Raw genomic sequence first — 25413 nt, forward strand, 5'->3', positions numbered from 1 at the left:
TGTGGAAAATAATGACTTTTGTAGGATCAAAGAAAATCCCAGTCACCATTCTGACTGGATATTTAGGTGCAGGAAAAACAACACTTTTAAATCGAATATTAACGGAAAAGCATAACCAAAAGATTGCGGTTATTGTAAATGAATATGGAGAAGTTGGAATCGACAATCAGCTAGTGGTTGGTGCAAATGAAGAAATTTTAGAAATGAACAATGGCTGCATCTGTTGTACAGTACGTGGGGATTTAATTCGCATTTTACGTACACTCGTTTTTTCAATGGAACAAGGAAAAACGAGCTTTAATCGAGTTTTGATTGAAACTACGGGATTAGCGGATCCTGCTCCAGTTGCCCAAACATTCTTTATGGATGAATTACTTTCCGAAAAATTTGAAGTGGACAGTATTATAACCGTAGTCGATAGCAAGCATATTACAAAACATTTGGATAGTCATGATGAAGCGCAGGAACAAATTGCCTTTGCAGATGTCATCATTTTAAATAAAACAGATTTAGTTTCGGAAGATGATTTAACTATGTTGGAACGAAGGATTAATCAAATGAATCCAACAGCAAAAAGATTGCATGCAGAAAATTGCAATATAAAGCTAGAAAATATTTTAGGTATTCACACATTTGATGTGAACCGAAAGCTTGAAATTGATCCCCATTTCTTAGAGGATCATCATCATCACGACCATGATGATAAGGTGTCATCAGTTGCTTTTCAAGAAGAAAAACCCCTTGATCTTGACAAGGTAGATAAATGGATGAGTTACCTTATTCAAGAGAAAGGGGAAGACTTATTACGCTATAAAGGTATACTTTATGTTAAAGGTATACAAGAACGGATTGTTTTTCAGGGACTTCATATGCTGTTTTCAGGACGACCTGATAGGCAATGGAAAGAGAATGAAAAAAGAATCAGTGAACTCGTTTTTATTGGTAAGGATTTAAATAAAGAAGAATTAGAACAGCAATTTAAAAATTGCATTGCATAGCAAATTGACAAATCTCTTTATAATACTAACCATCAACTATCGGAATATTAGAAAGAAAAGTTATGTAAAGTTACGATAAAAGGGGGAAACATCTATACCATGCTTGATAACCTGTACCGACAAGTTATCATGGACCATTATATTCACAAAAGAAATTTTAAGGAACTTTACGGTAGTACAATCAGAAAAGTGCATTATAAAAACCCTACTTGTGGGGATGTAATGACTTTATTTATTGAACTTGACCAAAATCAGATACGGAACGCAGCGTTTATAGGGGAAGGCTGCAGCATTAGTATGGCATCTGCCTCGATGATGACGGAACTCATTAAACATAAATCAGTTAAAGAACTTTCATGCTTACGAACTGCTTTTGAACAGTTAATCCGATATGGAAATATAACTGAAGGGATTGACCTTGGTGACAGCCTATCACTTCAAGGGGTGCATCAGTTAAAAGCTAGACACAATTGTGCATTAATGACCTGGCAAGCTTTAGATAAGATTTTAAAAAATGAAAAGGAATATTGTACTCCTTTAAGGAGTTATTAGTACTGGAAACTGATTACTATTGCAAAAAAGAACAAAAAAACTAATTCCAACGGATTAGCTTTTTTGTTCTTTTATTATGTTTTATTTTATTATAAATACTTTCAAATTAATAACCGATAATAGAGGTATATTCTTTTATAAATGCTTTACGATCCGTTCGGCTGCTTGTCTGGCTCCAGAAATGTTACGAGCAATCGGGCCCATTTCAAGCTCTGCTAATGCACCGGTAACATATAAATCCTGACCCCATTGTAAGGTTTTCGTTACGATAGGATACCCGCATTCCGCACAAGGTAAATCCAAAGTCTCCACGATTGGCAATATCCATTCACTTCCAGGTAGGCATGGTAAATATCCAGTTGCAAGCAGTACAGTCCCTGTTTTTGTAATAAATTTTCCATCCTTGTCCAAAAGATGAATGCAAGCATTCTTAATATGACCTTGAACGATCTCCCCTTCTTCAACAACAAGGGATTCATTTTTGATACGATTTAATAGCTTTATATATAAGTCATGGGGAATGGAACCCCTATGTCTGGCACTTAAAATCTCCTCCCTCCTTTTTACATAACTTTTTTCATTTCGAAAAGCATTCTGCAGTTTTGGACCTAACCAGCCTGGGTCGCTATCAAAATCATGGATCCTGAACGAATGCCGTTTCAACAACTTGACTTGATTTGGGTACAGTTCACTCAACTTCAGTGCCAAATGAATAGACGTAATTCCTCCCCCTACAATTGTAATGGGAAGCTTCATCCTTTCGAATTCAGGTATTGGTTCATCAAAAATATGATAAACACTTCCAGGAGATTGTTTATCAAGATCCATTGCCCAATCCGGTATATTGAGCTGTTCGCTTATTCCAATGGCCAATACAAGCTTTTTCCCCTTTATTTCACGGCCGTTTTTCAACTGTACCTGCCAGCCTTCAATTGTTTTAAATACCTCCTGTACCTCTCCTTGAACCCATGTCTTTCTTATCATTAGGTCATTTATAAGATGATCACAGTGAGCGTTAAACATTTCCAGTGATGGACGCTTATATTGACCAAAAAAGGCAGTACTTTGATGATAGGATCCCTTCTTTACAAATGATTGAAGGCTATACGGATCAACGTCCAAATGATGAACGGATGGGGAACGCAAATATGGCATCGAGATCACCTTCGTATTTCGCTTCCAATTCGCTAATGGTTCGTTATTACGGTCGATAATCGCAAGTTTATCCACCTTTGTTTTTCCCGTTTTCAGCATAAAAACTGCTAGCGTTACTCCTTGAATTCCACCGCCAATAATTACCCACTCATACATAAAAAACACCGCCTATAACTGACTAAGAAACAAATGGTTATCCTTTCTTCCTTTCACATATCTCATCATCTCCGTACAATCAATCCACTTCGTGCGATTACACCTTTCCTCTATCACATGATCAATTTCTGCCTGTGACTCATCCATTAAATCCTTTATGTATGAAATATGGAGTGAAAAATGGTCTGCAGTCGCTTTAAATGGTGACTTTTCACAAAGTAGCTGAATAAACTGCTCCTAATTTATAGCGATTTCCTCCAATTGATTTTCTTTACTCTCTATAAACTGATAGATTTCTCGCTTTCAATCCGGTAATTTTAAAACAGCACTACGATGTAAAAATCCCCATAAAATTGGATTCATTCTGTACACCTCCATATTTCCAGATATGTTCAGACATCAAATTTCTCAATATGACGGCTGAACGAGTATAACATTTACCAACTTGATTTCTTCACTCCCGGAATTTGCCCTTTATGAGAGTACTCCCTAAAAGCAATCCGAGACATTTTAAACTTTCTTAAATACCCTCTTGGTCTTCCAGTTACCTCACATCTATTCTTTAAACGTGTCGGTGATGAATCTCTAGGAAGTTTCCTTAGTGCCTCAAAGTCCCCTTTTTCTTTTAGCTCCATACGAAGTTCCGCGTACTTCTTCACCATTTCCTGACGTTTCTTTTCCTTTACTATTTTCGATTTTTTTGCCATTACTAGTACCTCCTATTATTATCATCCATCCTTATTTAAAACGTAATAATTACGATTTATGTATTAAAAAAATAGATCAATATTGATCAATTTTGAAGTATTTTTTGATTAAAAACAGGTTTATCATTCTCCTTTCCTTTGTTTTGATAATCGCATATTATTATAAATCGTAATCATTACTATTTTCAAGTTTTTCTTCAGGAAAACCGATATTACTTTGACCAACCGGACGTCAATTGGTCCAATCATGTTGTTCACATCTTTCTTATTAGAAAAACATTACTCTTTGAAAGGGATATGAACGGTATCAATAAAATCATTTAAAACCAGAGACAATATAATCACAAAGATGAATAAAGAAGATTTCATGAAGATACTGAACAGTGAAGAAGATGGATCACAAACTTCACAATCGCAATCTGCCCCATTTAAATCGCTGTTCAAAAGACGGAAAAAACCGATGATAAAAAGGCTTATCATTGCAAACAACAAAAAAGGAATCATCTTGGGTTCCAGTATAATCAAGATTTTGTTTGATACATAAAGCTTAAAAATTACTAAACTAAAACCAATTAAAAGGATTCCTTGTAATTCATTATTAAATTGCCAAATAGGAACTTGCTTTTTCTTCATTCTTTAAAAACCTCCATTTATTAGGTGGGCTGCCAGCAAGGATAGAATAAGTACTGTTATCGTAACAACAAGAAAATAAAATATGACAAATTTAATCTTGAATGAAGATAACATCACAAATACATTCTTTAAATCCAAAATGGGACCATAAACTAAAAAAGCTAATATTGCACCTGGATGAAATACATGTCCTAGAGAAGCCGCAACAAATGCATCTGCTTCTGAACAAAGTGAAAGAATAAAGGCAAACGCCATCATCATGATTGTTGAGTTTACCGGGTCTTTTGCCGGTACAATTAGGGTAGATTGATGAACATAAACTTGAGCAATACTTGCAAGAAATGCTCCAATCATAAACACCTTTCCTACAGCAAAAAATTCCTGGCAAGTATGATGCAATACCCCCTTTAGCTTTGAAGATCCTCGGTTTTGATTTAATGACCTGTAAAGAGTCAAATCCTCCATATTATTCTTCAGAATGTTCACTTTGTTAAAACTAACATATATTACTGTTCCCGCAATAACAGCTGTAAATATACACAAAATAAATCGTCCGTATAAAATTTCAGGCTGATGTTGAAAGGCATAATAGGTAGAACCAAATACAACAAAATTCATTATTGGTGCTCCAATCAAAAGTATGGTCCCGGCATGCACTGGCATCCCCTTTTGAATCAATCTTCTGACTACCGGGATAATTGCACATTCACACACAGGAATGATGACAGATGCAAGTAATGCTGTCATCATTGCAGGGATTGGCCTTTTGGGGATCAATCTCTGAATGATATCTTCGGATACAAATATTTGAATCACCGATGCCATAAATGCACCAATGACGATAAAAGGAAGTGCTTCGAGTAATATCCCAAGAAAAACAACAAATACAGTCTTCCATTCATCTTGAAAAACAACTCCTATGATTTGAGGGATTTCATCATTTCCAAAGAAAAAAAGATACACAATAAACAAAAATAAACCAAATAGGAATATGTCCTTTAAAGAAGATGAAATTGTCATAATATAGCCCCTTTTAAAACGAAATAATTACGATTTATTATTACGCTTGTCTTCTTTAAGACATTCCTGTTTTTTGTGAACCAACAAAAAGGATATCATCTGAGTTGAATTTTTTCAGAAAATGTTGACAATGTAATTCGTAATCATTACTATTATTAAAGTATAAATCGTAATCATTACGAATAACTTTTATTGTAATCTTTGAATCTAGTGTTTGAAAGGAATGGATTAAGTGAAAAATGCAATTACACTTAATAACGTGAATGTCCACCTTGGAGGAGAATGGATTCTTCGAAATTTGTCATTCAATGTAGCCTTTGGAGAATTTATGGGAATTATCGGACCAAATGGAGCAGGTAAGACAACCTTACTGCGGGTGTTATTAGGAATGATTCAACCACAGGATGGAACGGTGAAAGTAGGTGGGAAAAATATTAAGTCTGCGGGATCTTCTTTGATTGGGTACGTTCCTCAATCGCGTCAGATTGATCCGGAAACTCCTATTCAGGGGAGAGATTTTGTAAGCTTTGGATTGCCGCATAAATATAGGCCTTGGTTAACAAAGCAAGACCGTATACTGGTAGAAGAAGTTTTACGTTTGACAGATTCAGAAAAATATGCAGATAAACCACTAGGTAAACTTTCAGGTGGGGAAAGACAACGACTGTTTTTAGCACAAGCACTACTTCGAGACCCCAGGGTGTTATTACTCGATGAACCGACCTCTAACCTTGATCCTGGTGCTCAAGAAAACCTTGCAGCTGTAGTTCAACGAGTCAACCAGGAACGTGGAATCAGTGTAGTATTTGTAAGTCATGATGTGAATTTAATCTCTAAATATGCGCATCAGATCTTGTACTTAACACGTGAAAAATATGTAAAAGGAACAGTTGAAGATGTGATGCAACCTGAAGTATTAACGAAGTTATATGGTGTACCGGTTGAAGTGATGAGGTCGGGTGCAAAGTTTCTGATGTCCTCTCCAAATTTAATGGAACCTGTAACACCTATCTGCGTTCATCCACATCCTGAAGTTTCATAGGAGGTAAATGATGTTTCAATATGATTTTATGCAACATGCTTTTGTAGCGGGAACGTTAGTTGCAATTATGTGTGGTGTAATTGGGGTCTATGTCATTGCAAGAGGTGTATCTTTCATTGCCCACATGTTCTCAGAAATCGGATTTGCTGGAGCTTCGTTCGCTATGTATATGGGTTGGAACCCAATAAACGGATTACTGCTTTTTACCACCACTAGTGCATTGGCGATTGGTCAATTGGGTACTAAAGTGTTTCGAAGGGATCTGTCCATCAATGTGATCATAAGTATTTTTCTTGGATTTGGACTGCTTTTCTTATCCTTATCGACTAAGAATGCGTCAAATGCATTTTCTATCCTCTTTGGCAGTGTGTTAAGTATCAGTACACAGCAAGTATGGGAGGTTTTAGGTTTATCTATTGGGGTTTTGATTTTGCTTTTAATAGGGTTTAAGATGTTAACCTTTGATTCCTTTGATCCTGTAGGTGCTGAGGCTGCAGGTTTGCCCGTTCGTTTTATCTCAATTTTCTTTTTACTTATTCTCTCGATTGCAGTGGTTGGCGCTGTACAAATTGTAGGTGCCCTTCTTGTATTCACCCTGATGACCACACCCGCTGCAGCAGCTCGTCACTTAAGTCAAAAAGTGTCACGAATGATTCTATTTTCTGTTCTTCTTGCTGTTATCGGGTTATGGTTGGGACTAGTGATTGCATATTATACGAATCTACCAGTTAGTTTCTTTATTACCGCTATACAGGGAAGCTTTTATTTCGCTGCACTAGGTTGGAGGAACTATCATGAACGGCTACGGATAAAAGAGTCTTTAGATGAAACCAGTACAAAGACAGCAGCATCTTAATCAAGCTATTTAAAGGGATAACTATTTAAAATAAAGGAGAAATATTAAAATGGAAAACAAAATCATGCGAAAAAAATGGTATTCACTTTTAGCTGTAGGATGTTCTGCTTCCCTTCTACTTCTGTCAGGTTGTGCTGATTCATCAAAAACAACAACTTCAGCACCAGATGGTTCTGATTCTAAAATTAAAATCGTTGCTGCTGAGAATTTTTACGGGGAAGTAGCAAAAGCTGTAGGAGGAAATCGTGTAGAAGTTACGTCGATTTTAGATAATCCTAACGTTGATCCACATGATTATGAACCTACTGCTGAAACCTCGAAATTAGTCAATGATGCGCAAATTATCGTGTATAATGGCGCTGGATACGACGCGTGGATGGATAAGGTGATCAAATCTTCATCTTCTGCCAGTTCAAAATCTGCAATTCAAGTAGCTGAGGACATCATGGGCGTAAAGGAAGGAGAGAATGAACATGTTTGGTATGACCCAACAACCATGCCTAAATTAGCTATCAAATTGGCGGATGATTTATCCAAACTAGATCCGACCCAGAAGGAAGCTTTTAATAAAAGAGCCCAAACTTTTATAAAATCGCTTGATCCATTGAAAGAGAAAGTTCAAAAATTAAAGCAAGAATCTGCAACTAATATAAGTGTTTCTGAACCAATCTTTGACTACATGGCTCAAGCTTTAAATTTAAAGATTAATGATTCTAAGTTTGCTAGAGCAATAGACGAGGGTACTGATCCTGCACCAGCAGATATCGCAGCTTTGCAAAATGATTTAAATGGAAAGAAAGTTAAATTACTTGTCCATAATACTCAAAATTCAACTCCAGTGGTAGATAATATCGTTAAACTTGCAAATTCCAACAGTATACCAATTGTAAAGGTAACCGAGACTGAGCCAAAAGGGAAAAATTATCTCCAATGGATGGTAGATCAACTGGACGATGTTGCAAAGGCAATAGATAGTAAGTAACTTGGAGATGTTAATTAGATGAATGCGAATAGCGCTTTACAGTTGTTAAAGGTAAAGGGTTATAAATACACTGGTAAAAGAGAATTAATAATGCATCGTATTTATAATGAAAATCGATATTTGTCTGCAAAAGAAGTGTTTGGATTTATGCAAAAAGATTATCCAAACCTAAGCATTGACACTATTTACCGAAATCTATCCTTGTTTGAGGAGCTTAGTATATTAGAATCGACAGAATTTGAAGGAGAAAGGCTTTTTCGTTTTGCTAGTTCAAATGATCACCATCAGCATCATATAATTTGCATCAAATGCCGGAAAACGATACCTTTTGAGGGATGTCCTATGAATAACATATCTAATGTACCAGATGGTTTTGAGATTACTGGACATAAATTTGAAATTTATGGTTATTGTAAGGATTGTGATTAGTAGATAAAACCTTTTGGGTAAAATAGGCGTGTATGCCCCCCCCCTCGACGTCACACACCACTGCACGTTCTTAATCGGCAATGCTATTAAATTACGTTAGAATTTCATAACTTAAAGACTTTGAGCCCTCCTTGACTCAAGAATGAATTATCGAGGGTTTTTTGGATTGAGCTATAGACGATTCTCTAATATTTCCTTTTCCTTAGTCATAATCAGCACTTAAGTTTATGCGTCTACTTATTTTGCATTTAAAAGCACACCTTATGTAGCCAATGCAAGGATGTTTGTAGGATTTATAAGTTCCATTATTATTGGATTAATCATTTACAGACGTTTTAAAGGTGAAAATATTCTAAAAGTGCAGAAGGAAGACCATCACCACCACAATCACCATAGAGGAAATAAAACTATTAAAAACACTCTATGATTGTGACGGAGATCATACCTATCCTTCCTCTTTCGGGAAAAGTGTGTTTCTTTATTTATTGTTTATTATTCCTATAACGACAGGATTTCTTTTCTCGAACAATGTTTTGGGCAGCTCTGTTGCAATGAATAGAACAATTAAATTGGGAGCTACCTCTCAACTGACTGAACAAAATAAAACTATAAATAACAGTTCAAAAATACAATCATCATCTAATACCAATACATCGAATACATCAACGAACACACAAAGTGTACTGGATAATCAACCTGAGCCTTTAACTCAAAAAGAATATGATGCGTTGAAGAATAAAATACTAAAGGCTAATAGCCTTAATATATACGATAACCAATATGTAAACATAATGAACATTATTCAAGATAATCTAAATGCAATGATTGGAAAAACGGTAACCACAAAAGGATTTGTGTATCGGGAAAAAGAATTTATGCAAAACCAGATTATTGTTGCTCGATTTGGAATCACATGTTGTGTTGCAGATGCCTCCGTATATGGAATGATGGCAAAAGGAGAGGTCGCTGCATTGCCAAAGGATAAATGGGTTCAAGTAACAGGAAAGATTGAGCAAACCCAATTCGATGGGGAAACAATTCCCGTTATAAAAATTGACCAACTTTCAAAAATTACTGCTCCACAGCAGCCCTATGTGTTTGATGTCGGCATTAAAATTGAATTGACCTTAGCAATAATAAATTAAACCTCCTGATTAATACCAGATATTTTATGAAATTTGGCTTTTTGCAGTTGCTGGCATTGGAGGATAGAAGAGTTGGGATTATTATTTTTATTGCAAAATGTTTACAAACTATTAGCTAGTTTAGTTGAAATGAAACTTTTCACAAAAACTAATACTAAAGCACTAAAGTAGTGCTTTAGTTTCAAAAATCAAACTACTACCCTTGAAAAGGAATTTAAAAAATTATATAAACGGCATTTAGAATATAAGCTTTTACTAGGTCAAGAATTTAATGATTTAGATTTAGTTTTTGCTCAAAGAAACGGAAAACTCGTCCAACCAACTGAAATGCACAGGAACTATCGTAAGGTTGTCGAAGCCAGGGGATTGCCTTATATAAGGTTTCATGATTTAAGGCACACTCACGCCACTTTAATGTTGCAACAAGGGGTCCATCCTAAAGTGGTTTCTGAAAGATTAGGCCATTCGACTTCGGTATTACTATGGACACTTATACTCACGTTTTACCGAATATGCAAAAAGAAGCCGCTCAACAATTTGAGCAGCTCATAAAATAAAAGACATTTATAAAAAAATCTTTTGTGACCAATTGGTGATCAAAGACAAATTTTATCCACTTAACTTTACTAAAATTTCCCTTATTAACTTCATAAAAATTCCTCAAAAAACCTTATATATCAAGGTTGGCGGGACTGCGTGGGAATCGAACCCAACAGACCTGACACGCTGTTCTCAAACTGTTTTGAAGACTGTTTTTATGCCGAACATTGTGTAATGACAATCATACAAAAAATCAATTCAGAAGAAGCTGTTATTTTCAGATTCCATTCTTCATAGATAATAATCTTTTATTTAATCTAGGAGTATACATGACCAAGAATCCCGAACGCCCAAACGTGTATAGAATGAAGGCAAGCCATAGGCCATGATTATGCCAGATTGGTGTTGCCGTAATTTGTATAAGGATATAGAGGATCATTGCGTAAATCATAGAGTTTCGAACCGGAGCAATATCCGTTGCACCTGTGAAGACACCATAAATGACAAGGCCAAAACACGCAGCAAAAGGGTAAAGGATCAACCATGTTCCATAGGTGGTTGAAAGTTCGATAACCCTTGGTAGATTGGTAAATAGCGCAATAATTTGTTCTTGAAATAATCCATAAATACAAGCGATAACAATAGCCGTAATTACCGACCATTGCTTTGATAAAGTAAGTGTTTTTTTATATAATTCCCTGTCCTTTGAGCCTACTGCTTTGCCGACCAGAATACTTGTGGCATTGGCAAACCCGTCGAAGAAATAAGCCATGATGTAATGGATTTGAAATAGAACAGCATTGGCAGCTAATAAGTCTGTTCCAAACGAAGCACCTTTGGCTGTAAACATATTAATAACAACTAATAAACAAATCGTTCGAATAAACAAATCCTTGTTCACGTTAAACATCTTTTTCATTGACTGTGTATCGATAAGTTCTTGAAAGGATGGTAACCTCCATTCAAAAGGTGACGCTTTCCTCACAATAATCATCCCTACTATAAAGGCTGTCACTTCCGCAATCAAGGCGGCAGCAGCGACCCCTTTTACAGCAAAAGAAAAGACATGAACAAAAAGAATGGCCAAGATCATATTCAACACATTCATTAACACCTGTAGAAATAAAGATTCTTTAATCTTTGCCATCCCCATTAGCCAGCCAAGGATCACATAGTTCAGCAATGTAAACGGTGCTCCCCAAATTCGAATTCGAAAATATTCAGCTGCAAACGTACTAACATTAGAATCGTTTGAAAACAATATCATAGCTATATATTCAATTGGCCATTGTAAGAGAATAAAACACACCCCAACCACAACAGCTAACAAAAATGGACGCGATAACGCAAGTATACCTTGGGCTTGATCGCTTGCCCCATTCGCTTGGGCGGCAAAAGCAGATGTGCTAACCCGTAAAAATCCAAATACCCAATACAACGTATTAAAAATAAGTGTCCCGACAGCAACACCTCCAATATAGGCCGAATCGGGCAGCTGTCCCACAACGGCTGTGTCTACAGCACCTAACAAGGGCGTTGTCATCGTCGAAATCGTGAGAGGAATCGCCAAAGTGAGGTACGCACGGTGATTCATTAGGAATTTCCTCCTTTTATTCATTCATATAAAAACAATAGCCCCGATTTTGTAAAAGATATCGAGGCATTCGAAAAGTGCATATCAAGTTTAAATCAAGCACGTCTAACCGAACGAAAACGTGGGTGTTCGGCCAGCATTGAATCTCTCAACTCAGTTACTACAGGATATTCTGAAGTAAAAAACTGATTTTTTTCATCATAAAGCTCGACCAATTCTCCTTTTTCTAGTACACCTAATCTATCACTAATCGTATAGGCAGCTTTAATATCATGTGTAATAAAAAGATAGGATAACCCAAAGTCTGCTTTTAACTCCTTGAGTAAGTCTAAAATAAGGGTTTGATTCACCATATCTAGACTACTGACAGATTCGTCTAAAACAATCAGCTTTGGCTTGAGTGAGATGGCTCTTGCAATATTAATTCTTTGCAATTGCCCGCCGCTAAATTGATTAGGGTATTTTTTCAAGTCCTTTTCACCTAGCCCTACCCTTTCTAATAATTCAATAACCGTTCGTTTTTGCTCTGCCACTGTGAGCTTTTCATAGTTTTCCAACGGCTCTGCAATAATTCGTTCCGCCGTCATTCGAGGGTTGACCGATGAGTAGGAATCTTGAAAAACCGCCTGAAGATCACGGCGGATTTTTTGACGACTTTGCTTATCCGCCGTATAAAGATCCTGCCCCTGAAACAGAACCTGACCAGATTGCGGCCGTTCCAGACCAAGAATCACTCGTCCTAAGGTACTTTTCCCAGCTCCGCTCGTACCAAGCAAACCTAAACAGGTTCCTTCCTCAATAGAAAGAGAAATGTTGGACAGTATTTTTTTCGAACGATCTTTCCAGTTGAAAAACGTTCGAGATCCATAGCTATGGGTTACTTCATTTAACTGTAATAAACTCATTTTTTCACCCCTTATATAGACTTAAGTCAAGCTAAATGGATGACAGGTTCATCTAAATTTAATATGGAGCGTGCATTTAAAAGTCTCTTTGTATACTCATGCTGTGGCTCGTCAAATAGTTGGAAGACACCAGCTTTTTCTACTATTCGACCATTCTGCATAACTGCCACTACATCAGCCATTTCAGCAATGACACCGAGGTCATGGGATATTAAAAGAATAGCAGAGCCATATTCAGAGCGAATTTGATCTAAGTGGTACAGCACTTTCTTTTGATTATTAACATCAAGTGCAGTTGTCGGTTCATCGGCAATAATTACGGCAGGATGTAAACATGCTGCAATAGCAATCATTACCCGTTGAAGCATACCACCACTCAATTGAAAAGGAAACTGTTTTAATAGTTTAATAGGATCTGGTAAATTCACATGTTCCATCGCCTCTATGGCCAGCTCTGTTGCTTGTTTTTTATTCCATTTTGTATGCGAACGAATGGTTTCAATAAATTGGTGGCCAATTGTAAAAACAGGCGTAAATGCATTCATTGGATTTTGCATAATAAAGGCGATATCCTTGCCGCGGATCTCACGCATTTCTTTTTCTCCTAAACCGTTCAATTCGCGTCCTTGTAATACAATACTGCCTTCAATCGTTGTCGTTTTCCGATTGAGAAGTTGAAGAATAGACATACTCGTAACGGTTTTACCGCAGCCACTTTCCCCAACAAGACCCAGTACCTCCCCACGCTTCAGTTCAAAATTGATATCCTCAACAAGCGTGGCAGCACCCGTTTTTGTTTTGACCTGTACATGTAAATCTCTCACTTGTAACACATTCGACTTTTCTATACCCAACATTCCCATTCCTTTTTAAGTTCGACGTTTGACTCCGTAACGTTCGGATAACGCTTCGCCCAATAAATTGAAGGTCACAATCACGAGCATAATCATCAACCCTGGATAAAGCATTAATTCTGGATTTGACCGAATATATGACTTTCCTTCGTGAATCATCGCTCCCCATTCAGGTGTAGGCGGTTGTACTCCTAAACCAAGAAACGACATGGCGGATATATCCATGATCGCCCAACCCATTTCTAATGTACCCATAACCACAAGTGGAGGGAGCACATTTGGGACAATATGATGTTTAATGATCTTCCATTGCGATGATCCGCTTATTTTCGCCGCTGCAATAAAGTTTTGTTCCTTCAGACTAAGTGCCATTCCTCGGAACATTCTGGCATAATAGACCCACTGGACAAGCATTAACGCTATAATGACCTGCCGAAGTCCAGGACCGAAAATACCAACCAGACCAAGTATTAGGATAAGACTAGGAAAAGCCATCACACCATCACAAAATCTCATCAAAACTTGATCAACCCAGCCTCCTTTATACCCTGAGAAGGTGCCAACGATTAAACCAATCACTAATGATGCAATGAAAATGAGCATGGCAAAGCCTAAGGAAATTCGAGCTCCATATAAAAGCCGTGATAGGTTACATCTTCCTAAGTGGTCGGTCCCTAATGGAAATTCCCAAGAAGGAGGCTGTAGTTTATTAAGTAAATTGACCGCAATCGGATCATTTGGTGCGATCCACGGAGCAAATATCGCCAATAGAAAAAGTATACCTAAAATCACCGAACATATGGGAATCACTTTTTGACTTATGAATACCTTCCGTATACTGGTTATCATCAGCGGTTCCCTTCTTTCCTGGATATGCGCGGGTCAATATACATTTGAATCAAATCCACCATTAAATTGCTAAAGATAAATAAACTAGCTGCAATTAGTACATAGCATTGAATGATAGGGATGTCACGGTTAAAAATCGCTTCAATAAAATAACGGCCAAACCCTGGCCAAGAAAAAACAGTCTCCACGATAATCGTTCCAGTCAGCAGTTTCCCAAGATTCATCCCCAGACCAGTAATCATCGGGGAAATGGCAATTCTTAAGACATGCTTAGCCATAATCGATTTTTCTTTGATCCCCCTTGTCCTAGCGAATAGCACATAGGGCTCTTGTAAATTCTCAAGAATACTAGTACGCAACAATCTTGTGTACATCGCAATTAAAGGAAGAGCCAGCGTAATCGAAGGCAATACAAGATGTTGCCATGTTCCAAAGCCCTCAACTGGGAAAAGATCAAGTTTTACAGAAAAGAAAAAAATCAATAGATAACCTAGCCAAAAAGAAGGAATGGATGCCCCGAAAAAGGAGAGCAAGCGACTGAAATGATCAATCGCGCTGTTTTTCTTTACTCCTGCCAGAAAACCAAGCGGGACACTGACAAACACCGCGATGAATAAACTCCCTAGCGCAAGCTGGAGGGTTGCTGGAATTCGGTATATTACCTCGTCCCAAACGGGCTTATTCGAAACATAAGATATGCCAAAATCAAGTTGGCATATCTTCATAATAGAGTTTACATATTGAATATAGAATGGTTGATCTAAACCAAACTCATGTCTTTTCTGGGCCAAGATTTCATCGGTCGGTTCGATATGGGCTGCTGTTAAATAAGCCTCGGCCGGATCCACTGGTGAAAAGTGAATCATCCCAGTTGTTAGAAGTGCGGCCAAAAGAAAAACTGGGATTATGGACATAACTCGTTTTATTATATAAGTGCCCATGAAAAGCCTCCTACTGCTTACTCCTTGATGCTAATTCCTGTAAATGGATTTTCGTCACGATTCGCAGCGAATGAAAAATTAGTGACATTTTTTTGATAAATCGCTGTTTTCTTAATATAAGAAACAGGAACAATAGCTCCCTGTTCTTGCAATGATGTTAAAACAGATGTGTATAGTTGTTGACGTTCTGCTTCGTCAGTTGTCTGCGGTATCCGTGCGATTTGCTTTAGTAATTCCGCTTTGTTTGGATAGGCTGAAATAGCTTCATTAAATCCAAATCCTTCTTTTGCCACAATGTTTATAAATGTATGCGGATCATATGGAGCACCGTAGTTACTAAAGAAATTAATATCAAACTTATTATCTTTAAATCTTTGAACTTGAACTGCAAGCTCTACCCCAACAATATTTAATTTTACACCAATGGCAGCCCATTCTGATTGCAGCGTTTCTGCCATTGCTTTTTGAATAGATTCTGCTGAATCGTACATCATCTCAATTTCAAGCGGTTTTCCATCTTTTTCACGAACGGTTTTCCCTTTAGGAAGTTTCCAGCCTGCTTCGTCTAATAACGCTTCTGCCTTCTTAACATCATATCCAATTTTCGTCACATCAATTTCGGAAGTATAAGGCAAGTTTGTTGGTAGAATAAAATCTGCTGCTTCTTCTAATCCAGAAGTGATTCCTTTCACCATTGCCTCTTTATTAAATCCATATTGTAAGGCTTGGCGAACACGTTCATCGGAAAGCTGCTCTCTGTTTGTATTCATAACAAGTTGTCTGGTCGCGACTGGCTCAGAAATGCTGGTTTCATATTTATCAGTTGATTCTAATTGTTTGAACGCGTCTAAACTGATGACACCTTCTCCATAAATTAAGTCTAGCTCACCTTTTTCAAACGCTAGTACTCTCGTTTCTGCATCAGGAATAACTTTCACTTGGATTTTTTCTACCTTTGGAAGCTCGCCCCAATAGTTTTCGTTGCGTTTGAAGATCGCATATTCATCCGCTTTATGCTCTTCCAAAATCCATGGGCCTGTACCAACTGGTTTCGCAATTCCTTTTGAAGTATCACCATTTTCGGGGAATCCAGCTTCACCTAAGAAACGAACCGGTCGAACAACAGCTAGCTCTTGAATGGTTGGATAATAGGCTTCCGTTAATGTCATTTTAAATGTATTTTGGTCGATAACCTCTGTACTAGCTATTTTCGAAAGGAATCCCAACCAACTATGTAATTCCATATGATTCAAAATGGTATCAAAATTCTTTTTTACAATTTCTGCATTAAAGCTTGTTCCATCAGAAAATTTCACACCTTGACGCAGATGAAATGTATATACTTTTCCGTCTTTAGAAATTTCCCAAGACTCAGCAAGACTCGGCTTTAGCTCTCCCCCAACGCCGTAACTTACTAACGGTTCATATACCATCGATTGAGCAAATAATTGTGAAGGATTATACACATGGGGATTCATTTCTCCCACATCCCTCGGCCAAGCAACCGTTAGCATATTTTTTTCTTTTACGTTCTTTGACGTTGTATCCTTATCACTAGAATTTGTACAACCAAGTAATACTGATGATAATAAAAAAACAAAAATAAATGGTTTTAAAATATTCCGACTTTTAATGGCATGAAACATTTTTATTTCCTCCCAATGATGTTGATAATCATTTTCAATTGTAAGGGCATTCCATAGTCTTGTCAATGTAATGTTGGCTCTTTTATTTATTAAACCCACTAGACTTGTAGATTAAGGAAAACCTTATGAGAAAAATGTATAAGAAAAATACCATCCTTCCTTTTTCAGCTTTTTCCCCAAAAACAAAAAACACTCACAATTGTTGAATTAACAACACTCGTGAGTATTTTACTTTTTTTATTTCTTAAACCCTAAAAGGATGTGACCCTATGTCTGTAAGCTTTTTTCTGACTTAACGTTAGTTTCTATTCGTTCTAAAACAGTGTGATAACCATTACTTCCATAGTCTAATAGCTTCTTAACTCTTGTAATCGTAGTTGATGAGGCATTTGTTTCTATTTGAATATCCATATATGTAATGCCTTCATTTAGTAATCTTGCCACTTCAAGCCTTTGTACAAAAGCCTTTAATTCATTCATCGTACATAGATCATCAAAAAATGCGGCACACTCTTCCTTTGATTGTAACGAAAGGATCGCATGAAATAGTTGATCAATCGGTTTCTGGGGTAATTTTTTTATATACATTTTCATGCCTCCACTGAATATCGAAATAATCATAATTGACATATATAATAGAAGAAACTAGGATTTTTATTCTTTTTATTATAGGAAGGGGGAATCTCCCATAGATATTTCCCCTTCCCGGCATTGGTTAATCAAGTACAGCGACATACCAATTGAATATCTGTGGGTTTTCCTTTTATAGTAAATTCATAGTTTAAGACTTAGCTATTGCGACAATGTTCTCTTCTCGAAAATTTTCCCCGTTCTTGACATAATGAAGTGCTCCACCTTTTGATTGCTCAATCTGCTCAGGAGTAAGTGTTCGAATCACCTTTGCCGGAACTCCAGCCACTAAAACACCTGGTTCAATTATTTTACCTTCCGGTACAAGTGCACCAGCAGCCACTAGGGCCCCTTCTCCTATAACGGCGCCATTTAAGATAGTCGCCCCCATCCCAATTAATGCTCCATCCTTTACGGTACATCCATGTAACACCACATTATGACCAATGGTTACGTACTCTCCAACATGGACTGGATAGCCTGGGTCTACATGGACAATAGCACCATCTTGGATATTAGAGCCTTTTCCTATCGTAATTTTTTCATTATCTCCTCTTATAACCGCATTAAACCAAACAGATGTCTCTTCCTTAAGTTCAATATTGCCGATCAACTGAGCACCAGGTGCCAAATACGTACTTGAATGGACAGTTGGGTATTTTCCTTTATATTTATAAAGCATTTTTCCTACCCCTCCCTTACCCTTTTGCACGATTTCACATCATTATAACGAGATGATTCCAGTGATCATTCCTACGATAATATAGATAAGCATAATTCCTATAGACCATTTCGCTGCGTGCTTGTGGAGATCGCCTAAATTTATCCCTGTAATGTTAATTAGTAAATAAACAGACGCTACAAGCGGGCCCATAATACCAAATGGGGTCCCATATAATGAAGCGGTTCCAATTTTTAACGCATCAATCCCGTAACTAGATCCTGTTTCAGCTAAGATTGGGAGAATACCAAAGTAAAACCCATCCGCACCAATTAAGAAAAGGGCCGGTCCACTCACAATAGCAGTAAATAACGCCATATAGGAGCCCAGTCCATCAGGGATAATGGAAACCAACGTTTGGGCCATAGATTCAGAAATAGGCGTTCCTTTAAAGATTCCTGAAAAAATTCCTGCTGCCAGAACCACGACTACCACGGCTAATGCATTAGGGGCATGCGCTTCTATGCGTTCACGCTGATTTTGAAGAGCCGGATAATTAATTAGTAAGGCTAGAGCCGTACCTAGGATAAAAAGGGTAGCTGGTGGCAGCCATTCTAGAACAATGGCAATCATAATTAAGCTGGAAAGAATAAGGTTGAACCAAATTAATTTCGGACGTTTCACATTTAAATTTTCAGGTGTGATATTTTCTATTACAGCGCTTTCAATTGCTGCATCGATAATTCTAGCATCCGAAAGAGAAATGGATTCGCTGCTTGTCTTTTTGAATCTTGCACGCTCTTTCAACCCGATAAAATAAGCAACAGCAACAACGAATAGTAAACTTACAATCATTCCTGGTAACATTTGAAGATATAATTGATTAGGTTCTAGATGCAGTACACTTGCTACCCGGCCAGCAGGGCCTCCCCAAGGAACAAGTGTAGTAATCCCAATTTGCATGATTGTAATGGAAGCTAATATAATCGGACTGATTCCAAGTTTCTTATATAATGGAAGAAAAGCGGTTATAACAATCATCATCGTTGTCGATCCATCCCCATCGAATCCGATGATTCCCGCTAACACAGCCGTTCCCACGATGATTTTTAACGGATCTCCTTTTGCTAACTGAATGATTTTTGAAGTTAATGGGTCAAATAATCCCGTGTCTAACATGATTCCAAAATACATGATCGCAAATAATAATAGAATAGCAGTAGGTGCTACCTTCAGAATTCCTTCCATCATTAAATTGCCTAGTTCTGATCCATATCCTCCAATTAAACCATAAATAATCGGTACAATGGTTAAACCCAAAAACGGAGATACACGTTTTGTCAAAATCAAAAATAAGAAGGTAAAAATCATCAAAAACCCTAAAATGGACAACATATACTTCTTCCTCCCCAATGTTCGTTATCGTATGCGTTATCATTGGTGCCTGGAATTATTACTGCCTTAATTTTGTTTAAAAATCCATTCAATTCAAGGTTATATAGGCAATGTTATTTCGACTATCATTCTCTTAAAAAACCAGACTATTTTTGCTTACAAAGTATATGACCGATGATTTCTTCGTTATGCTGTCCGAGATTAGGGCCAATCCATTCAATACTTCCTGGAGTTTCCGATAATTTTGGAACAATACCAGGAACTAATACCTCTTCACCAGTTGGTATAGTAACCGTTTGAAGCATATCCCGCGCCTGGAACTGTTCATCATTCACAATATCTTCAATACTATAAATAGGTCCTACTGGTACACCTGCTTCATCAAGGATTCTTTGTACTTCTTTTTGGGTATAAAGTTTTGTCCACTTCTCAATAATCTGATCCAATTGGTCCGCTTGTTGAGCTCTACCCTGATTATTTGAGAGATTGGGATCCTCAGCCAAGTCCGTTCGACCAATCGCCTCCATAAATCGTTTAAAAATGCCGTCGCTATTTGCTGCAATAACAATATACTTACCATCCGCACAAAGGTACGTATTAGATGGAGCAATTCCTTCCAAGGTAGCACCTGTTCTCTCTCTTACAATACCTTTCAAATCATATTCCGGCAGTACCCCCTCAAGCAATGAGAAGACTGCTTCAGTAAGAGCCACATCAACATATTGGCCTCTTTTCAATGGATCTATATCTCTAGCTCTTAATGCCATTAATGTTCCATTCACTGCATAAAGGCCTGCAATCGAATCCCCAATCGCCAATCCAACTCGAACTGGCGGACGATCAGGAAACCCGGTTAAATATCTAAGCCCGCCCATTGATTCAGCCACACTGCCAAAACCTACTTTGTCACGATATGGCCCGGTTTGACCATACCCAGAAATCCGGGTCATAATGATACTTGGATTTATTTTCTTTAAATCTTCATAACCAATTCCCCATTTTTCTAATGTTCCAGGGCGGAAATTTTCAATCACTACATCGGCGTCTTTTACTAATTCCCGAACCATTTCCTGGCCTTCTGCTTCACGAAGGTTTAAGGTAATGGATTTTTTATTTCTTGCGTGAACATACCACCATAGTGAGGTTCCTTTATGCATTACACGCCAATTCCTTATGGAATCGCCACTTTTTGGATCCTCTACTTTTATCACTTCGGCACCAAATTCGCCAAAAATCTTTCCTGCAAAAGGGGCTGCCACAAAATTTCCTAATTCTAAAACTTTTATTCCATCTAATGGTTTTCTCATGGGATTTCCTCCATCTCATTTAATGACTAAGTTTCCTGTTATTAATTATCTGAATGTTCAGTCAATGTATGCAATTTTAAGGAGAGTAACTCCTTCGCGTGCTAAGCTTGTACAGTTTTTGTAAATGCTTCCGCCTCTCTAACCATTTGAGAAAAAGAGTGGTCTAATTGCTTTAATCGTTCCAGATCCAGACCCGTATGAATATTTTGCAGTTCTAAAAATTCAACGACTCGGCTTGCCTGAACATTTCCTGGTGCACCAGGAGCATATGGACATCCTCCCAATCCGGCTTGGGCTACATCCACTAAATAAACACCTGCTTGTATACCAGCTAATACATTCGCTAAGCCGAATCCATATGTATCATGCAAGTGAAGCCCTATTGGAATATCGGGGAATTTCTCAGCTAAACGGCTGCAGTATTCAAATACCTGTCTCGGCGTTGCTTTACCGATTGTATCTCCAAGTCCTAATTCATCAACCCCATAGCTGACAAGATTACTTGCAATTCTTTCTACTTCAGAATAAGGGACATGCCCCGCGAACGGACAGACAAATGCAGTTGAAATCGCACCAATCACCCTTCTATCTTCCACTTTAGTTTTTTCAACTAAACTCTTAATTTCTTCTAAAGATTCATCGGAGATTTTATTCAAGTTTGCCTGGTTATGTTTCGTGCTAGCTGAAAGGAAAAAAACGGCATTATCGATCTTAGATTGTAAAAATCTGTCTAACCCGCGTTGATTCGGAACAAGCGCTTCGTATTCAACTCCAGGTACCATCGGCAAGTTTTGTCCTAAAAGATCCGCATCTTGCATGGCAGGAACCCATTTTGGATGGACAAAGGAAGTCACTTCTAGTCTTCTGAAACCTGCATCAATTAAATCTTTAATTTTATTAATCTTTTGATTGGTTTCTACAAACACTGGTTCATTTTGTAAACCGTCTCTTAATGAAACATCTCGTATAAGAATTTTTTCAGGAAAAATCACCTTAGAACCTCCATTCAAAAATTTTCTAAATTTTTTAATGTATTGATCTCGTCAATCTGTTTATTTGAATACTCAGAAATATAAAATTGAAAATCGCGTTGAATATGTGCCTTCATTAACTCCTCTGCAGCTTTTCCATTTCTTGTTTGAAGTGCCTCCCACACCGCTTGGTGTTCCTTAGCACCATCCTCTAGCCTCATTGGTATATTTAATACCGCATTTCGATAGAAAGACATTAGCGAGTTTAACTGGTTCATCATTTTCATTAAGTAAGGGTTTTCACTTGCCTCTACAATAAAAAAGTGAAATTGTGAACTAAAATACTTTAATTTTTCAAGATCTTTCCTCTCTACCGCCAAGTTCATTTCTTCCATTACATTTTTTAAATGATTACTCTGCTTCTCATTCATCCGTAAAGCTGCATAATAAGCGGCAGCTGGTTCTAGACTTAACCGGCATTCATAAAGATAGTTGAAATCTGAAATCGTCGGCCGATATACCCTTACTCCACCTCTTGGACTGACCGATACTAATCCATCACTATTTAACCGACGAATTGCCTCACGAATTGGACTTCTGCTGACCCCTGTTTCTTGAGAAACCTGTTCTTCAACAATTCGATGTCCAGGAAGTATGAATCCGTTTACAATCTTTTCATGTAAATATTCATAAACGTGATTTTGAAGAGTTTTAGACTGATTGATTTTTGATTTCAACTTTATCCCACCCGTAGTCTGAATTTTCAGTTAATGTATGCAAAATAAACCATTCCGCTTCTACGCATGCATTACTCTTAATAGTTTAGTAATTTTATATCCTATCATTCCTCCTAATTCTACTGTGATAATAGTGTTAAAGCAAGAAAAAAAGAAAAACCATTTCTGATTTTTCTAAATATTATAATCACTTTTTATATAATGCAAACTTACGCTTCAAAGCACCTTTGCATTAATGCAGTTTTACACTACTGCATTAAAGTGAATTAATTGAGGAATGTATATTAATTGGAACCATATTAAATTTTCCCTGCTCATTTATCTCCATTTCAAGTAAACCATTCTTAGATAAAAAGATAGCATATGCGCTTTTCCCCACTTTTACGTTGTTAATCCGGCGTATTGCCGTGGAAAATTTTCGTATGTAGTATTTTATGTTTTTCTTGCTACTATCCACTTCCTTGATCAGGTAGTTCCTTAAAAACTCCATTTCGGTATTTGGGAATGTCTTATAAAAAAATTCAAGCAAATTTCCTGTTTGGAAGTCGTCATCAGAAGAGAAATAGGTCACACGAGGAATTCCATTAGCTGCAAAACCAGCCAAAATATAAACCGTTGCATAGTCCTGTTCTGGATTTAATTTTTTGAAAACATTCAAAGAGGCCAAAAATAATTTTTTTGCATGATCTTCTATTTCTTCCAGAGAATTTGTTTTCCTTGCAAGTGTTTTAAGTTCTTCCAGGGGCAAATCTATGACATTTTTGACACCAGCAAAAGCAAATATTACCTTAGGATTTAACACCATTATTTTCTTTTCATCATCACTAAATTTTTCAGTTCCCCTATAGGAAATTCTTTTATCTGCCATAATTAATACACTATCTTCAAATTTTTTCCCAATCAACGCAGTCATCAAATGCTCCTTCAAAATAAAGAATGCCCTACAATCCATTTTCGTAGGGCTTTCCTTTTATTTTACCATAAATTTACTCGTTCTGAAGGGATGATGCTTTCTCGGATCCGCCTTACTTAGATGAGTCTTGAATCTCGTAAAATACTATTTACTTACTACCACTCCTTCCTTCAACTCAGTAACATACTGATTAATTTTTTCATAAAGTTTTTCCGGTTCATCTGTGACAATATTTTTTCCATTTACAAGCGCAAATGGTTCCATTAAGCATTGTCCGCAATACAACAAGCATCTTTCTTCTATAACCTCCAAATCCCCGCACTCCCTTAATCTTTCTTTTGTTTCTTCAAGCTCATCTTCAAAATTACATGGACAAAATTTCACCTTAATGCTCACCCTTACCACTCCCTTTATTTGTTGCTCATATTTTATGGGAATATTTAAAAAATTCGCAAGAACCCACCGCAACGCACACTAGCTTTAACGCATTAAATTATTACCACTAAAAAGAAAAACCGCGTTAAATCCTAGGTTTGCTCACGTTTTTTTTTTGTATTATGATGTGTGACATTACAGGCAGTGAATTTCGAAAATTCTGTTTGTTATTTATAAAACATTTGAAGGAGCGATACAAATGGTTGAAAAAATGATGGCAAAACCTAAAGCAAAAAAAGAAGAAGTATTTCCGGTCAAAAATGTTCATTACGTAGAAATTTATACAGGAAACGCCAAACAAGCTGCCTATTATTACGCGAAAGCATTTGGCTTCAAGCTTGTAGCATACCGAGGATTGGAAACAGGCTGCCGAGATCGTGTTTCCTATGTTTTGGAGCAAGGGGCAATTCGCTTAATCTTAACAGGAACCTTATCGGACCAAACGGACATTGCCGCATTCATTAAATCACACGGTGAAGGTGTGAAAGATATCGCCCTTCTAGTAAAGGACCTAGAAAAAACTTATGCAGGTGCGATTGAACGCGGTGGTATTGCCATACGGGACCCTTGGATAGAAGAAGACGAAAACGGCAAAGTGAAAAAGGCGATTCTTGGTACATATGGTGATACTATTCATACGCTTGTTGAACCGATCAATTATAAGGGTGTGTTTATGCCAGGGTATGAAGCCCGAGAAGATATATATGGAGCGAATCCTACGGGCTTAATTGGTGTCGACCATCTTGTTGGGAACGTTGAAGTAATGGAAGAATGGGTTAATTATTATGAAAAAGTTTTTGGCTTTAACGTTCTTAAGCATTTTGATGATGAAGATATCTCCACTGAATACTCTGCACTTATGTCAAAAGTGATGATGAATGGAACCGGACGCATTAAATTCCCGATTAATGAGCCGGCGGAAGGAAAACGCAAGTCTCAGATTCAAGAATACCTAGATTACTATAATGGACCAGGTGTTCAGCATCTTGCTCTCTTAACCAATGACATCATTGGCACTGTTGCAGCCCTTAGAGCAAACGGAGTGGAATTATTGTTTACTCCTGAAACCTATTACGAAGAACTCGCCAATCGTGTTGGGGAAATTGATGAGGATGTTAAAAAGTTACAGGAACTAAATATTCTTGTAGACCGAGATGATGAAGGTTATTTACTCCAAATTTTCACAAAACCACTTGTGGATCGACCAACCATGTTTATCGAAATTATTCAGCGAAAAGGTGCACTTGGTTTTGGGGATGGCAACTTTAAAGCCCTATTTGAATCCATTGAACGGGAACAGGAACTTCGAGGAAATATTTAATCGAATCGGGTCATGGCAGTTTCATAGCTGGCATGGCCT

Annotated in this window: 26 protein-coding genes and 1 pseudogene; 9 read left to right on the plus strand and 18 right to left on the minus strand. The window is 37.4% G+C overall.

Annotation, left to right across the window (positions count from 1 at the left end; genetic code table 11):
• Positions 1–11 precede the first annotated feature (11 nt).
• Together FS608_RS06430 and sufU are read left to right on the plus strand one after the other, a co-directional pair.
• Positions 12–998: a CobW family GTP-binding protein gene (locus tag FS608_RS06430; protein ID WP_144548413.1), complete on the plus strand. Its 987-nt coding sequence runs from the start codon at positions 12–14 to the stop codon at positions 996–998.
• Between the two features lie 99 nt (positions 999–1097).
• A complete protein-coding gene (gene sufU, locus FS608_RS06435) occupies positions 1098–1550 on the plus strand; it encodes a Fe-S cluster assembly sulfur transfer protein SufU (protein ID WP_144548414.1) in 453 nt (150 codons plus the stop codon).
• 135 nt (positions 1551–1685) lie between these two features.
• On the opposite strand, the gene FS608_RS06440 is transcribed toward sufU, so the two are convergent.
• The 4 genes from FS608_RS06440 to FS608_RS06455 form a co-directional block, all read right to left on the minus strand.
• Complete coding sequence (locus tag FS608_RS06440; protein ID WP_144548415.1) at positions 1686–2861, minus strand: FAD-dependent oxidoreductase; 1176 nt, start codon at positions 2859–2861, stop codon at positions 1686–1688.
• 437 nt (positions 2862–3298) lie between these two features.
• Positions 3299–3568, minus strand: coding sequence for a 30S ribosomal protein S14 (gene rpsN, locus FS608_RS06445; protein ID WP_144548416.1), 270 nt, complete (start codon positions 3566–3568; stop codon positions 3299–3301).
• Positions 3569–3847: 279 nt separating this feature from the next.
• Positions 3848–4201: a DUF1980 domain-containing protein gene (locus tag FS608_RS06450; protein ID WP_144548417.1), complete on the minus strand. Its 354-nt coding sequence runs from the start codon at positions 4199–4201 to the stop codon at positions 3848–3850.
• A 3-nt stretch (positions 4202–4204) separates the two neighbouring features.
• Positions 4205–5221 (minus strand): permease, encoded by a 1017-nt coding sequence (locus FS608_RS06455; protein ID WP_144548418.1) that lies wholly within the window; start codon positions 5219–5221, stop codon positions 4205–4207.
• A 232-nt stretch (positions 5222–5453) separates the two neighbouring features.
• On the opposite strand from FS608_RS06455, the gene FS608_RS06460 reads away from it, so the two are divergent.
• From FS608_RS06460 to FS608_RS06490, 6 genes and pseudogenes are all read left to right on the plus strand, one after another.
• The gene (locus FS608_RS06460) at positions 5454–6263 is read left to right on the plus strand and encodes a metal ABC transporter ATP-binding protein (RefSeq protein ID WP_144548419.1); all 810 of its coding nucleotides are present in this window, start codon (positions 5454–5456) and stop codon (positions 6261–6263) included.
• 10 nt (positions 6264–6273) lie between these two features.
• Positions 6274–7119: a metal ABC transporter permease gene (locus FS608_RS06465; RefSeq protein WP_144548420.1), complete on the plus strand. Its 846-nt coding sequence runs from the start codon at positions 6274–6276 to the stop codon at positions 7117–7119.
• A 64-nt stretch (positions 7120–7183) separates the two neighbouring features.
• Positions 7184–8101: a metal ABC transporter solute-binding protein, Zn/Mn family gene (locus tag FS608_RS06470; RefSeq protein ID WP_186328626.1), complete on the plus strand. Its 918-nt coding sequence runs from the start codon at positions 7184–7186 to the stop codon at positions 8099–8101.
• 18 nt (positions 8102–8119) lie between these two features.
• Positions 8120–8530 (plus strand): Fur family transcriptional regulator, encoded by a 411-nt coding sequence (locus FS608_RS06475; protein ID WP_144548422.1) that lies wholly within the window; start codon positions 8120–8122, stop codon positions 8528–8530.
• Between the two features lie 401 nt (positions 8531–8931).
• A complete protein-coding gene (locus FS608_RS06485) occupies positions 8932–9675 on the plus strand; it encodes a TIGR03943 family putative permease subunit (RefSeq protein WP_260871617.1) in 744 nt (247 codons plus the stop codon).
• Between the two features lie 246 nt (positions 9676–9921).
• Positions 9922–10227, plus strand: a pseudogene (locus tag FS608_RS06490) (tyrosine-type recombinase/integrase); the annotation flags it as partial.
• Positions 10228–10492: 265 nt separating this feature from the next.
• On the opposite strand, the gene FS608_RS06495 reads toward FS608_RS06490, so the two are convergent.
• The 14 genes from FS608_RS06495 to FS608_RS06560 all read right to left on the minus strand — a co-directional run bounded on the left by FS608_RS06495 (position 10493) and on the right by FS608_RS06560 (position 24014).
• A complete protein-coding gene (locus FS608_RS06495; RefSeq protein ID WP_144548423.1) occupies positions 10493–11809 on the minus strand; it encodes an MATE family efflux transporter in 1317 nt (438 codons plus the stop codon).
• A 95-nt stretch (positions 11810–11904) separates the two neighbouring features.
• Entirely contained in the window at positions 11905–12714 is an 810-nt protein-coding gene (gene nikE, locus FS608_RS06500; protein ID WP_144548424.1) for a nickel import ATP-binding protein NikE, read from the minus strand.
• A 26-nt stretch (positions 12715–12740) separates the two neighbouring features.
• Positions 12741–13568 (minus strand): nickel import ATP-binding protein NikD, encoded by an 828-nt coding sequence (gene nikD / locus FS608_RS06505; protein WP_144548635.1) that lies wholly within the window; start codon positions 13566–13568, stop codon positions 12741–12743.
• A 15-nt stretch (positions 13569–13583) separates the two neighbouring features.
• Complete coding sequence (gene nikC, locus FS608_RS06510) at positions 13584–14417, minus strand: nickel ABC transporter permease subunit NikC (RefSeq protein ID WP_144548425.1); 834 nt, start codon at positions 14415–14417, stop codon at positions 13584–13586.
• The gene (gene nikB, locus FS608_RS06515; RefSeq protein ID WP_144548426.1) at positions 14417–15358 is read right to left on the minus strand and encodes a nickel ABC transporter permease subunit NikB; all 942 of its coding nucleotides are present in this window, start codon (positions 15356–15358) and stop codon (positions 14417–14419) included. The genes nikC and nikB overlap by 1 nt, the downstream gene beginning before the upstream one ends.
• Before the next feature lie 17 nt (positions 15359–15375).
• The gene (gene nikA, locus FS608_RS06520; protein WP_144548427.1) at positions 15376–17004 is read right to left on the minus strand and encodes a nickel ABC transporter substrate-binding protein; all 1629 of its coding nucleotides are present in this window, start codon (positions 17002–17004) and stop codon (positions 15376–15378) included.
• A 267-nt stretch (positions 17005–17271) separates the two neighbouring features.
• A complete protein-coding gene (locus tag FS608_RS06525) occupies positions 17272–17592 on the minus strand; it encodes a YerC/YecD family TrpR-related protein (RefSeq protein WP_144548428.1) in 321 nt (106 codons plus the stop codon).
• Between the two features lie 193 nt (positions 17593–17785).
• A complete protein-coding gene (locus tag FS608_RS06530) occupies positions 17786–18316 on the minus strand; it encodes a gamma carbonic anhydrase family protein (RefSeq protein WP_144548429.1) in 531 nt (176 codons plus the stop codon).
• Positions 18317–18358: 42 nt separating this feature from the next.
• On the minus strand, positions 18359–19690 hold the full coding sequence (locus FS608_RS06535; RefSeq protein WP_144548430.1) for a CitMHS family transporter: 1332 nt from the start codon (positions 19688–19690) through the stop codon (positions 18359–18361).
• Between the two features lie 146 nt (positions 19691–19836).
• A complete protein-coding gene (locus FS608_RS06540) occupies positions 19837–20997 on the minus strand; it encodes a CaiB/BaiF CoA transferase family protein (RefSeq protein ID WP_144548431.1) in 1161 nt (386 codons plus the stop codon).
• A gap of 101 nt (positions 20998–21098) precedes the next feature.
• Entirely contained in the window at positions 21099–21989 is an 891-nt protein-coding gene (locus tag FS608_RS06545) for a hydroxymethylglutaryl-CoA lyase (RefSeq protein ID WP_186328627.1), read from the minus strand.
• 14 nt (positions 21990–22003) lie between these two features.
• Complete coding sequence (locus tag FS608_RS06550) at positions 22004–22705, minus strand: GntR family transcriptional regulator (RefSeq protein ID WP_144548433.1); 702 nt, start codon at positions 22703–22705, stop codon at positions 22004–22006.
• Positions 22706–22961: 256 nt separating this feature from the next.
• The gene (locus FS608_RS06555; protein WP_186328628.1) at positions 22962–23618 is read right to left on the minus strand and encodes an Ntn hydrolase family protein; all 657 of its coding nucleotides are present in this window, start codon (positions 23616–23618) and stop codon (positions 22962–22964) included.
• Positions 23619–23762: 144 nt separating this feature from the next.
• Positions 23763–24014, minus strand: a complete 252-nt coding sequence (locus tag FS608_RS06560) for a DUF1450 domain-containing protein (RefSeq protein WP_186328629.1) — start codon at positions 24012–24014, stop codon at positions 23763–23765.
• A gap of 238 nt (positions 24015–24252) precedes the next feature.
• Here FS608_RS06560 and hppD point away from each other — a divergent pair, with 238 nt between their 5' ends.
• Positions 24253–25374: a 4-hydroxyphenylpyruvate dioxygenase gene (hppD, locus tag FS608_RS06565; RefSeq protein WP_144548436.1), complete on the plus strand. Its 1122-nt coding sequence runs from the start codon at positions 24253–24255 to the stop codon at positions 25372–25374.
• Positions 25375–25413: the final 39 nt, after the last annotated feature.

The sequence above is a fragment of the Bacillus sp. X1(2014) genome (assembly GCF_007678255.1).